15 protein-coding genes are annotated in these 11,831 nt (G+C 51.2%); 12 read left to right on the top strand and 3 right to left on the bottom strand.

What is annotated here, in order from left to right; genetic code table 11:
* Positions 1 to 8 precede the first annotated feature (8 nt).
* From KDM89_RS14275 to motD, 3 genes are read left to right on the top strand one after another with little or no spacing between them, the layout of a single operon-like run.
* A complete protein-coding gene (locus KDM89_RS14275) occupies positions 9 to 740 on the top strand; it encodes an RNA polymerase sigma factor FliA (RefSeq protein ID WP_212688603.1) in 732 nt (243 codons plus the stop codon).
* Positions 722 to 1,462 carry a flagellar motor protein gene (locus KDM89_RS14270; protein WP_212688602.1) on the top strand — a complete coding sequence of 247 codons (741 nt, stop codon included), beginning with the start codon at positions 722 to 724 and terminating at the stop codon, positions 1,460 to 1,462. Before KDM89_RS14275 ends, KDM89_RS14270 begins: the two co-directional genes overlap by 19 nt.
* A 2-nt stretch (positions 1,463 to 1,464) precedes the next feature.
* Positions 1,465 to 2,229 (top strand): flagellar motor protein MotD, encoded by a 765-nt coding sequence (gene motD, locus KDM89_RS14265; RefSeq protein ID WP_212688601.1) that lies wholly within the window; start codon positions 1,465 to 1,467, stop codon positions 2,227 to 2,229.
* 450 nt (positions 2,230 to 2,679) lie between these two features.
* On the opposite strand, the gene KDM89_RS14260 is transcribed toward motD, so the two are convergent.
* The 3 genes from KDM89_RS14260 to flgA all read right to left on the bottom strand — a co-directional run bounded on the left by KDM89_RS14260 (position 2,680) and on the right by flgA (position 4,311).
* Positions 2,680 to 3,162, bottom strand: coding sequence for a flagella synthesis protein FlgN (locus KDM89_RS14260; protein WP_212688600.1), 483 nt, complete (start codon positions 3,160 to 3,162; stop codon positions 2,680 to 2,682).
* 4 nt (positions 3,163 to 3,166) lie between these two features.
* Positions 3,167 to 3,481, bottom strand: coding sequence for a flagellar biosynthesis anti-sigma factor FlgM (gene flgM / locus KDM89_RS14255; protein ID WP_212688599.1), 315 nt, complete (start codon positions 3,479 to 3,481; stop codon positions 3,167 to 3,169).
* A gap of 119 nt (positions 3,482 to 3,600) precedes the next feature.
* Positions 3,601 to 4,311 carry a flagellar basal body P-ring formation chaperone FlgA gene (gene flgA / locus KDM89_RS14250; protein WP_212688598.1) on the bottom strand — a complete coding sequence of 237 codons (711 nt, stop codon included), beginning with the start codon at positions 4,309 to 4,311 and terminating at the stop codon, positions 3,601 to 3,603.
* 208 nt (positions 4,312 to 4,519) lie between these two features.
* Here flgA and flgB point away from each other — a divergent pair, with 208 nt between their 5' ends.
* The 9 genes from flgB (at position 4,520) to flgJ (ending at position 11,777) form a co-directional block, all read left to right on the top strand.
* Positions 4,520 to 4,924, top strand: coding sequence for a flagellar basal body rod protein FlgB (flgB, locus tag KDM89_RS14245; RefSeq protein ID WP_212688597.1), 405 nt, complete (start codon positions 4,520 to 4,522; stop codon positions 4,922 to 4,924).
* Positions 4,925 to 4,926: 2 nt separating this feature from the next.
* On the top strand, positions 4,927 to 5,334 hold the full coding sequence (gene flgC / locus KDM89_RS14240) for a flagellar basal body rod protein FlgC (RefSeq protein ID WP_212688596.1): 408 nt from the start codon (positions 4,927 to 4,929) through the stop codon (positions 5,332 to 5,334).
* A gap of 19 nt (positions 5,335 to 5,353) precedes the next feature.
* Positions 5,354 to 6,028 carry a flagellar hook assembly protein FlgD gene (locus KDM89_RS14235; RefSeq protein WP_212688595.1) on the top strand — a complete coding sequence of 225 codons (675 nt, stop codon included), beginning with the start codon at positions 5,354 to 5,356 and terminating at the stop codon, positions 6,026 to 6,028.
* A gap of 41 nt (positions 6,029 to 6,069) precedes the next feature.
* Positions 6,070 to 7,422 (top strand): flagellar hook protein FlgE, encoded by a 1,353-nt coding sequence (gene flgE / locus KDM89_RS14230; RefSeq protein WP_212688594.1) that lies wholly within the window; start codon positions 6,070 to 6,072, stop codon positions 7,420 to 7,422.
* 28 nt (positions 7,423 to 7,450) lie between these two features.
* A complete protein-coding gene (flgF, locus tag KDM89_RS14225) occupies positions 7,451 to 8,191 on the top strand; it encodes a flagellar basal-body rod protein FlgF (protein WP_212688593.1) in 741 nt (246 codons plus the stop codon).
* A 68-nt stretch (positions 8,192 to 8,259) separates the two neighbouring features.
* Complete coding sequence (gene flgG / locus KDM89_RS14220; protein WP_212688592.1) at positions 8,260 to 9,042, top strand: flagellar basal-body rod protein FlgG; 783 nt, start codon at positions 8,260 to 8,262, stop codon at positions 9,040 to 9,042.
* A 17-nt stretch (positions 9,043 to 9,059) separates the two neighbouring features.
* Positions 9,060 to 9,725, top strand: coding sequence for a flagellar basal body L-ring protein FlgH (locus KDM89_RS14215; RefSeq protein WP_212688591.1), 666 nt, complete (start codon positions 9,060 to 9,062; stop codon positions 9,723 to 9,725).
* 16 nt (positions 9,726 to 9,741) lie between these two features.
* Positions 9,742 to 10,851 carry a flagellar basal body P-ring protein FlgI gene (locus KDM89_RS14210; protein ID WP_212688590.1) on the top strand — a complete coding sequence of 370 codons (1,110 nt, stop codon included), beginning with the start codon at positions 9,742 to 9,744 and terminating at the stop codon, positions 10,849 to 10,851.
* An 11-nt stretch (positions 10,852 to 10,862) separates the two neighbouring features.
* Positions 10,863 to 11,777 (top strand): flagellar assembly peptidoglycan hydrolase FlgJ, encoded by a 915-nt coding sequence (flgJ, locus tag KDM89_RS14205; RefSeq protein WP_212688589.1) that lies wholly within the window; start codon positions 10,863 to 10,865, stop codon positions 11,775 to 11,777.
* Positions 11,778 to 11,831 lie beyond the last annotated feature (54 nt).

The raw sequence follows: 11,831 nt of genomic DNA, 5'->3' as shown, positions 1-11,831 counted from the left end.
ATACGAATATGTACACCGCCAGTGGAAAATCCGATAAAAGCTACCTTCTCAGAGAGCATGTGCCTCTGGTGAAGCGGCTTGCCTACCAGCTCAAGGCGCGTCTGCCCCCCAGTGTGGAGGTGGATGATCTTGTGCAGGCTGGCATGATAGGCTTGCTCGATGCGGTGAACCGTTATGAAGATACACACGGCGCGCAGTTCGAAACCTATGCGGTGCAGCGTATCCGTGGCGCGATGCTGGATGAATTGCGTAATACCGACTGGCTGCCGCGCGGTGTGCGCCAGAATATGCGCAAAATCGAAACGGCACTGAGCGAGTTGCAGCAAAAACTCGGACGCCCGCCTACCGAAACCGAGGTCGCCAAATCGCTGAAACTCACGCTCAGCGAGTATCAGGATGTTCTGAACGACAGCGGTGGTCACCAGTTAGTGTATTACGAAGATTTCCACGATCCGGATACCAAAGAACATTTCCTCGATCATTTCTGTATTGATGATACCGGGGATCCTTTGCAGGATTTGCTGCACGAAGATTTTCGCGATGCGGTCATCGGGGCGATTGATGCCTTACCCGAGCGCGAAAAGCTGTTAATGGGTTTGTATTACGAGCAGCAGTTAAATCTGAAGGAGATCGGTGCGGTGATGGGCGTTTCTGAATCCAGGGTGTCACAATTACACAGCCAGGCAGTTGCGCGTATGCGTGCCTTCCTCAGGGAGAGAGCGTGGACTGGGCTAGCATAACCGGCATTCTGCTGGTGCTGACCGGTATCATCGCCGGACATACAATTGAAGGCGGAAAGCTATCGTCGCTGGTACAGCCAGCGGCATTCCTGATTGTTTTTGTCGGCACAATCGGTGCTGTACTGCTGCAAAACAAACTCCATACTTTCCGTCGCGGCATCAATATGTTGCGCTGGGTGGTATCGGAACCGCCGGACAATACCCGTAAAAATATTCAGGAAGCACTGAACTGGAGTCTGATCGCCCGTCGCGAAGGTTTTCTGAGTCTTGAGCGTACGCTGACCGAAGCCAAAGACCCGTTTATCAGCAAAGGGCTGCGCCTGATCATCGATGGCGTGGAGCCGGGGCGGCTGCGCGAAATTCTTGACGCAGATATTTCACTGTACGAACTGGAGCAGCGGCAGGCCGCGCGTATCTGGGATGCGGCAGGTGGTTACTCACCGACGGTGGGTATTCTCGGTGCAGTGCTGGGTCTCATTCATGTGATGGACAACCTCGCAGAACCATCCAAACTGGGCGCAGGTATCGCCACAGCATTTGTGGCGACAGTCTACGGTGTTGGTCTGGCTAACCTGTTTTTTCTGCCAGTAGGGAATAAGCTGAAAGATATCATCGTGCGCGAAGTCACGCGTCGCGAAATGCTGGTGGATATTTTTTACAGCATCGCCGTCGGTGATGGCCCGCACGTGGTGGAAGAGCGGGTTGCTTCTAACCGGGGCTGATCATGGCACGCAAGCGCTTTCAGGAAGAGCATGAAAATCATGAGCGCTGGCTGGTGTCTTACGCCGACTTTATTACCTTGCTGTTTGCTTTCTTTGTCGTGATGTATGCGATTTCATCGGTCAATGAAGGTAAATATCGTGTCTTATCCAATTCTCTGACTGGTGCATTCGGCAATACGGTGAATGCGCCTCCGCGTTCCGGCTCAGATTCTCAGCCAGTGGTGCAGTTACAGCCATTGCCACTGATACGCAAACCCGCAGAAGCTTACCGGCGTGACCGTGAGCAACTGGCCAATGTGACCAGAGATATGCTGGCAGCGCTGGACCCGCTGGTGCAGGATGGCAAGGTCACGGTGATGCAGACCGCAAAAGGCGTCACGATTGATATGAATGCAGGTGTCTTGTTTGCCGTCGGTGATGCAACGCTGGCGCCGCAGTCAGTGCAGGTTTTGCGCGCTATTTCAGCTGTTTTACGGGTGGATAATCATCAGGTGCAGATTGAAGGGCACACGGATAATCTGCCAATTCACAATCCGGCTTTCCCGTCTAACTGGGAATTGTCGGCAATGCGTGCGAGTACGGTCGCCCGGTTGCTCATGGAGAACGGGGTTGATGAGCGGCGCATCACGGCAATTGGTCAGGGCGCCAAAATGCCGGTCGGCGATAATGCCACACCGGACGGACGTGCGAAAAATCGTCGTGTGACCGTGAATGTCCTCGCGACGCTGGCGCCACCGCCACCTGACATCGCCGGCGGATCTCACTAAGACAACGAAATCGTCACGACGCAGTCGGGGCTGATGTCATCTTTATCGTCGCGCTTTAAACCTTCTGTTCTGGCTTTTTTCAGCCGGGCAAAGGCAGTTAATTCTTCTTTTACAAATCACGAAATTCAGGATTCAGGCTGTTTGCACTCTCATTAATTGTGCAAATATCGTCATTGTTCATTTTCCGAGGCCCGGACTTTCTGCCGACGAGCGTCAGATGCCTATGCTGAAATCCGCTTTTTGCCTGTTTTTCGCAGTTCTGCGGCATGAATTCAGTGCTTGTTCGGTTTAGCAGTTGCCCGACAGTATTTGCCTGAGTGAAGATTGAGCGAAGTGAGTGTGAAAAAGGGAGGCTACTCTGAATGATGTGCACAGTGTACGCATCAAAATAAAACACCGGCTGCCTGTTCGGAAAGCCGGTGTCCGGTATTCAGTGAGTGTCGCGCATGCTCAGCGCACAATCACACCTTTGACGGGTGAGGAGCGTATGCTGGTCTGACCCGACGGGCCGTATAAAGAGCCGGTATCAGAACCTTGCTGGAATACATTCAGTGCCGCCTGATTTTGTGCCAGCTTACGGGCAATCAGGGTGCCGTTCACGCGGTTTTTTTCTTTTGCCAGTTCCGTGGCGCTCAGCAGATCCTGCCACAGCGCATGTTCAGCAGTGCCGGCATTCTGGTCGAGAAATTCACGCATGCCGGATGCATCTTTGCGGTAACCCGCTTCATTAATCAGCTGGAAACGGTTTTTTTCCAGCTCGGTTAATAAGCGCAGAACTTCGTTTTTCTGGTCAAGTAATTGCGTCAGTGAGGCCGAATCATCGTCGACAAGTGCGTTTTGTTCATCATGCAGTTTCTGATGTAACTCATGCATGGCTGACAGCTCCTGCTGCAGCGATTGTTTAAGAGTCTGTTGTCCGGCACTTGTCGTCATGATGCTATCCGCGTTTTCTGGAGCTCAGTAAGTCCTTCACTGTCTCCAGCAAACCGTCAGCGACTTTCTCAGAGTTCACCTGAAAGCGGCCTTCAGAAATCGCTAATTTGATTTCTTCCACTTTCTTGGCCTCAAACACAGCGCTGCTGGCCTGAGTACTCTGCATCGCTTGCAGTTGCGAAGACAAAGAAGAGATTTGTACATTCGTAGAGGGAGGCGTCGGAGTCGAACTGACTTTTTCCGGCGCTTTCTCTGTACGACCTTGCTGGGGACTTATCGGTAAGCCGCCAGTCTTATTTATAGAGTCATTAATTTTCACAGCGATACCCTCAATAGTGGGACTTTTTCACATCTACGTTCAGGTTATCGGCTGGCAATTTTTAAACTTTAATGAATCAGGGAAAAATCCTTAAAAAGTTTGATATCAGATCCTTTCTTTTAATAGGCAATTTCTATGATTCCGCCCGCCCTGGCGATGCCGGAAACAGTTTGTCCATTATTTAACTTTGCACGGGCAGTCTGTCCGTCAGCAGCATTATTCAGTGCCTGGCCATCGGTGGTAATACGGAAACCGTTGCCACCTGCTTGTATGCGGACCGCCTGACCTTGCTGAATCACGATGGCATTGCGCAACTGATCTGCACGTAGCGGTGTCCCGGCCTGAATGGATGTCCCCATCGTTTTGCCGCTTGCCTGTTCTTCGCTGAGCATATATCCGGATGGCAATACTGAAATGTCGCCCCGCACTTTGCTGATATCCGCCAGTGTCACCGTTTGTCCTGCCGTCAGCGGATGCGCGGCAACCAGATATTCCGTGAAAACCTGAATCTGTGCGCCAAGATAAATCTGCCAGTTTTTCGGTGCACTGCAGCGCAAGCCGACATTGGTTTTTCCGATGGTTTTTGCACCGGGCGGCATAAACGCACGTAGTTCATCGCAGGCAGCGAGATTCTGGCGTGTATCGAGATCGGCGATCTGAATTCTGACTTCGCCCGGTAATGAAGAAGTGACTTCTTTTAGAAACTCGCTGGCGACGTGTTTTGCCAGCGCAGGATCCTGACGGGCAGGTGCAGTTTGCGTTACTGCATTCTGCGCGCTTGCCGGAGCACAGGTCAGCAAAGTCAGTAGCAAAAGGCAAAAAGATCGCATTGCATATTCCGTTTCAAAAGCTGCGGGCTGAAATGCTGAACTGTGATGATCCCGCTGATGAACACATTGTAGTTTTCGGTGAGAAGAATGAAGGAGGGAATAAAGGGGTTTTTCCCCTTCTGCTCGGTCAATTGCTGATCCCTGTGCGGCACTACTATGTCAGACATAGGAAACCATTGTCTGAACAGTGAACCCGCCGGAGATTACCGTGAACCGACTTGATGATTATTTGAAATTCCACGAGACCGCTTTGTCGATTCGCGGCCAGCGCCAGCAGTTGCTTGCCTCCAATATCGCGAATGCGGACACGCCGAATTACAAAGCACGGGATATCGATTTTGCCAGCACCTTGCAAACGGCACTTGGTACCCAAACCGGAAAGCCTGCAACGGAATTAAATAAGACAGCGGCAAAGCATCTGGATGCAAAGCAGAGCGGTGATAACGATGGTGTTCTGTACCGCAAAGAACTGCAGGGAAATATTGATGGCAATACGGTGGACCTGGATGTGGAGCGCAACCAGTTCACTGAAAACGCACTGCGCTACGAGGCGAGTCTGACCATGATCAATATGCAGATCAAGGGCATGCTGGCCGCTATTCAGGGGCAATAATCATGTCACTTTTTAATGTTTTTAATGTTGCCGGTTCGGCGATGAGCGCGCAGTCGCAGCGTCTGAATGTGGTGTCCAGCAATCTGGCAAATGCGGACAGCGTAACCAGTTCGAACGGGCAGCCATACAAAGCCAAGCAGGTGGTTTTTTCTGCTGTGCCTGTAGCAGGAACTGCATCAACCGCGGTCAGGGTAAAAGAAGTCGTGCAGGACGCAACACCACCCAAACTGCAATACGACCCGAAGCATCCGCTTGCCGACGAAAAAGGTTATGTCGCCATGCCGAATGTGAATGTAGTGGAGGAAATGGTCAATATGATTTCTGCTTCACGTTCATATCAGACCAATGTTGAAACAATGAATGCAGCGAAAGCCATGCTGATGAAAACGCTGACGATTGGTCAGTCTTAATGTGTAAGGAGTTCAGATCATGACCACGATACAGTCAGATAACACCGTTGATCAAAGTTTGCTGAATGCGATGAACGGCACCAAAAAAACCGGTAGCAGTTCGATTCAGGATGTGCAGGACCGGTTTATGTCTTTGCTGGTTGCGCAGATGAAAAATCAGGATCCGCTGAATCCTATGGATAACGCGGCGGTGACCAGTCAGATGGCGCAGTTATCGACCGTTACCGGTATCGAAAAACTGAATACGTCCATGAATACCATGAGCGCCAATATGACAGCTAGTCAGACTTTGCAGGCTGCAAGCATGATTGGTCACGGCGTTATTACGCCGGGTAATTCTCTTCCGCTCAGCAGCGGTAAGGCAGTGTACTCACTGGATCTGCCATCCAATGTGGATTCGCTGAAAGTCACAATCAAAGATTCCACCGGCAAAGTGGTGCGTAATCTGGATTTGGGGGCGCAGCAATCGGGTGTGAAAAACCTGACCTGGGATGGTAAGTCAGATACCGGTGCAACTCTGCCGGATGATAACTATACCTACGAAGTTGCCGGTACTGCAGCCGGTAAAAAAATTGATATCACTTCGTTGTGTTTCGGCATGGTGAACAGTGTTACTTCCGGAACAGGCGGTATCAAGCTGAGTGTTTCCGGTGTGGGCGAAATCGGAATGGGTGATGTACGTCAGATTTTCTGATGCAGTGTGCGACAAATTGCGAAAGCTAAAGGAGAACTAACATGGGATTTCAACAAGGTTTAAGTGGTTTGAATGCTGCATCCAAATCGCTTGATGTTATTGGTAATAATATTTCGAACGCGAATACGGTTGGCTTTAAGCAGGCGCAGGTGCAGTTTGCGGATGTCTATGCAAACTCGCTGAACGGTGCTTCTGCGAATGCCGTTGGTATTGGTGTCAAGGTGTCGACAATTGCTCAGCAATTTACGCAGGGTAATATCAGCTCGACTAATAACCCGCTGGATATTGCGATTAACGGTAGCGGCTTTTTCCGCGTATCGACCAACGGTTCTGTGACTTACACACGTAACGGACAATTTCAGCTCGATAAGAACGGTTTCATCGTGAATGCACAAGGTGCTCAGCTGACAGGTTATCTGGCAAATGCAAGCGGTGTACTGTCAACCGGTTCACCGGCAGCGTTGAGTATCAATACTGCGGATATCGCGCCGAATCAGACGACCAAGATCAATGCAATCATGAATCTGGATTCCCGTGAGCTGGTGCCGGGCACGCAGAAGCCAGTTGCCATTCCGCCAGTCATTACGCCGATTGCATTCTCGCCTACCGATCCTACTTCTTATAACAAGTCGACTTCGGTAACGGTATTTGACTCGCTTGGTAACTCGCACGTTTTACAAACATATTATGTGCGCGTTGATCCGGCAACAACGCCACCGGCAACAGCAGGTTCGATTGAATGGAACGTGTTCTCGACAGTTGACGGAAACCCGTTTGACGCAACCGGTGCACTGGTGCCTACCGGTACAACGCCGACGCCAATCGGCAAGCTGGCATTCGATAACATGGGTAAATTGCTTGGTGCAGTTCCAGCCTACAGTACGACATCACCGCGCGCGCTGCAAATGATTGTGCCGGTGAATTCCGGGGCGGTAACACCGATCAATACAACAGCAAACATTGCTTTTGATTACACAAGTTCCACGCAGTTTGGTTCTGATTTCAGCGTCAGTACGATGAAGCAGGATGGCTACACATCCGGTAAACTTTCTAAATTTATTACTTCAAAAGACGGAACCATTGTTGGTAATTACACCAATGGTCAGACCAAAGTACTGGGGCAAGTGGTGCTGGCTGGCTTTACTAATCCGAACGGTCTGCAATCTCTGGGTGATAACCAGTGGGCTGAAACCTCCGGTTCCGGCCAGGCGCTGGTTGGCCCGCCAGGTAACGGTGCGCTTGGCGTGCTGACAGCGTCGGCGACGGAAGATTCTAATACGGATCTGACCGGTGAACTGGTCAACATGATTACGGCGCAACGGGTTTATCAGGCGAATGCCCAAACTATTAAGACGCAGGATCAGGTTTTACAGACCATCGTGAATCTGCGCTGATCATAAAGACCGAATGACGGGGTAAAGTATGGACAGGATGATCTACACCGCTATGACCGGAGCGAAACACGTTCTGGAACAACAAGCGACAAATACTAATAATCTTGCTAACGCCACGACAACAGGGTTCAGGGCGCAGTTGGATTCCTTCCGTGCAGTCCCTGTCATCGGTGCTGAATTACCTACGCGCGCATTTGTTGTCGATGCGACTGTGGGGACAGATTTTTCAACCGGTAGTGTCCAGATGACTGGACGTGAGCTGGATGTGGCAATACAAGGCAAGGGTTGGTTTGCAATTGAGCTGGGCGATGGCAGCGAAGCATATACCCGTGCAGGAAATTTTAAGGTCAGCGAAACCGGTGTTTTGCAGACCCAGCGCGGACTGAACGTATTGGGTGAGGGTGGAACGATCACTTTGCCACCGGATACGTCGGTCACGATCGCAAAAGACGGAACTATTTCTGCTGTGCCTAACGGCAATCAGGTGAATAACGTGCAAGTCATCGGGCGTCTGAAGCTGGTGAATCCGGAAGAAAACTCCCTGACCCGTGGTGATGATGGGTTATTCCGGACGAAAGGCGGCGTGCCTGCGGATGCTGATCCTACTGTGTCGGTGGCTGGCGGTACGCTCGAAAACAGTAATGTGAATGTCGTCGAGTCCATGGTAACCATGATCAATCTGGCACGTTCATTTGAAATGCAAATGAAGTTAATTCAGAACGCTGAGAATAACGAGACAAAAGCCGCTCAGATCCTCAGTTTGAGTTAATGCATGCTGGTGCAGAATAGCGGTAACAGTTAGTCAGTAAAGCAAGCCGGAAACGGCGGGAGAAAATCATGATACGTTCATTGTGGATTGCAAAAACCGGTCTGGATGCGCAGCAAACGCAGATGGATGTGATTTCAAATAACCTGGCAAACGTCAGTACCACTGGCTTTAAGCGCTCCCGTGCAGTATTCGAAGATCTTCTGTATCAGACTGTGCGTCAGCCCGGTGGTCAGAGTTCACAGCAAACACAATTGCCTTCCGGTTTGCAGCTCGGTACCGGTGTACGTCCGGTGGCAACTGAAAAAATTTTTACACAGGGTAATTTGCAGCAAACCGGTAACAGTAAGGATGTCGCTATTCAGGGACAAGGGTTCTTTCAGGTACTGCTGCCAGATGGCACAACAGCCTATACCCGTGACGGTTCCTTTCAGTCTGACAGCCAGGGTCAGTTGGTGACCTCAAGCGGTTATGTGATTCAGCCTGCAATTACGATTCCGGGCAATGCCCAAAGCATTACGGTTGGACGCGATGGTACGGTGTCTGTGATGCAGCCGGGATCTGCAGCGCCGGTGCAGGTTGGCTCATTGCAGCTGGCAACGTTTATTAATCCTGCCGGACTACAGTCGCTGGGTGAGAACCTGTTTGTAGAAACTGCTGCCTCAGGCAACCCGAATGCGAATACACCGGGTACTAATGGCGCTGGTCTGCTGATTCAGAATTTTGTAGAAACATCGAATGTGAATGTTGCGGAAGAGCTGGTGAATATGATTCAGACACAGCGTGCATATGAAATAAACAGTAAGGCCATTTCCACATCGGATCAGATGTTGCAGAAATTATCGCAGCTTTAATATTCGCGGGGTTTGAAATGAAAAATCACATCGTGATCAGCTTGCTGACAATGCTGTTGTTATCGGCTTGCGCAACGACACCAGCGCCGATTGTGCATCAGCCAATGTCCATGACTCCGCAGTCGGCGAAGCCAATGCGGGAAGTGAATGGTGCAATTTTTCAGAGTGCCTCCTATCGTCCGATGTATGAAGATAACCGTGCACGCATGATCGGTGATGTGCTGACCATCAACATCAGCGAAAAAACTTCCGCTGCAAAATCCAGCGCAAATTCCGGTAGTAAAACAGCCAGTACGTCGATGGCAACGCCGAGTCTGTTTGGCCTTGGTACGGCTGTGACGTCACGCGGCTCGCTGAGCACCAGCGCCGGTTCAAAAGTCGATGAAAAAGGTGCGGAAACTGCCAGCAATACCTTTACCGGAACGATTACAGCGACCGTGATCGATGTGCTGCCGAACGGGAACTTGCTGGTCAGCGGTGAAAAACAACTGGCTTTTGATAAAGGTGCAGAGTTTGTGCGCTTTTCCGGTATCGTGAACCCGACTTCCATTGCTGCCGGCAATATGGTGAATTCAACGCAAGTTGCAGATGCACGTTTTGAATACAGGTCAACTTCCAGGCTCGATAAGGCGGAGTTCAGCTCTATGCTGAGTCGCTTTTTCCAAAGTCTGTTGCCAATGTAAGTAAGTGAGGATTGCTATGAAAACGCTCGCAAAATGCCTGCTTGCCGCTTGTGTCAGTGTCGCACTGATGCCGGCCACCGTTCAGGCAGAACGCCTGAAAGATCTGGCGGGCATTCAGGGTGTTCGCCAGAATCAGTTACTTGGATACGGACTGGTAGTCGGTCTGGATGGTACCGGTGATCAGACGACACAGACGCCGTTTACCGTGCAGAGCATCGTCAGTATGTTGCAGCAGATGGGTATCAGTTTGCCGACCGGTACCAGTCTTCAGTTAAAGAACGTGGCAGCCGTCATGGTAACGGCAAGTCTGCCACCGTTTGCGCAACCGGGGCAGGCGATGGATGTGACAGTGTCGTCGATGGGGAATGCTAAAAGCCTGCGCGGGGGCACATTATTGATGACGCCGCTGAAAGGCGCAGATGGTCAGATTTACGGTATGGCGCAGGGTAATGTGCTGGTTGGTGGTGTCGGCGCAGCGGCGAATGGTGCAAAAGCGCAGGTTAATCATTTAAGCGTTGGCCGGATTTCCGGCGGCGCGACAGTAGAACGCGCGGTGCAGTCACCCCTGACTCAAGGTGATCTGGTACAGCTGGATTTAAATCAGGCAGATTTTTCGACAGCCAGCAAAGTGGTCGATGCGATCAACCGCCGTTTTGGTCAGGGTACGGCAGCGGCACTGGACGGGCGCTCGATTCAGGTTCGCGCGCCAGCTTCACCGGATCAGCGTATTGCGTTTCTCGGGCAACTGGAAAGTCTAGACGTGACGCCTGCGCAGCAGGCAGCAAAAGTCATTCTGAATGCACGTACCGGTTCTATCGTGATGAATCAGGCAGTGACGCTGGAAACCTGTGCAGTTGCGCACGGTAATTTATCGGTGGTGATCAGTACCGATAACGGTGTCAGTCAGCCGAATCCGCTGGCAGCGGGACAGACGACGGCGACGGCGAATTCTAATATCAGCATTACCAAAGATCCGGGACAGTTACTGATGCTGAAAGCAGGCACTTCGCTGGCTGATGTGGTGAAAGCACTCAATGCAATTGGTGCAACACCACAGGATTTGCTGGCGATTTTACAGGCGATGAAGGCAGCAGGCGCTTTGCGTGCGGATCTTGAAATTATCTGAGTGAGAAAAACATGATCAGGGGCAACGAATACACGACCAGTACCGCTGCGTTCGATACGCGCAGCCTGGATGGTCTGCGCTCTCAGGCGAAAGATAATTCGCAAGAGTCCGTTCGTGCTGCTGCCAAACAGTTCGAAGCATTGCTGCTGAATAACATGCTGAAATCCATGCGTCAGGCTTCCGGGCAGGATGGCATGTTCGATACCGAGCAAACCAAAACTTTTACTGCCATGCTGGATCAGCAATTGTCTCAGCATATGGCGAATAAGGGGATGGGGCTGGCTGATGCACTGGTGCGACAGCTGACGCATCAATCCCTGCAGCAGGCTGTGCAGCCTGAGAACGGAACGCAGACAACACAGCCGGTGGGCAATACGCTGGCGCGCGGTATTGATGCCTATCTGGCGAACCGTCGTATGGAAACCTCAGGCAGTGACAGCACGGCGCAGGTAGTCACATCCGGCCCGGCCCACGTACGTGAATTCCAGAATCGTCTTGGTGCGCATGCAGAAGAGGCCAGTCGTGAAACCGGTATTCCTGCGAAATTTATGCTCGGTCAGGCTGCTTTAGAAACTGGCTGGGGTAAAAAAGAAATCAAAACGGTCGATGGTACAAACAGCCATAATATCTTCGGTGTCAAAGCAACCAAAGACTGGAAAGGTAAAACCGTTGATGCTGTAACAACGGAATACATCAATGGCGTGGCGCAGCGCCGCGTAGAAAAATTCAAAGCCTACGACAGTTATGCTGACGCATTCAAAGATTATGCCCGCCTGCTGACACGTAATCCGCGTTATGAATCCGTCATTGCAAATGCGAAAGACGCTGTGCAGTTCGCGCAAGGCTTGCAACGTGCAGGATATGCAACAGATCCGAACTATGCTGCAAAATTAACAAAAATCATTAAGCAGACGCTGTCTGCGTAAACCAGGCCGGTGCGACAGGTCTTTTCGGATTTCCTGAGGGTAACAGCTAAAGTT

Origin of the sequence: Cognatundibacterium luofuense (assembly GCF_018139685.1) — a bacterium.
GTDB lineage: Bacteria > Pseudomonadota > Gammaproteobacteria > Burkholderiales > Burkholderiaceae_D > Undibacterium > Undibacterium luofuense.
This window is presented reverse-complemented; position numbering and strand designations above follow the sequence as displayed.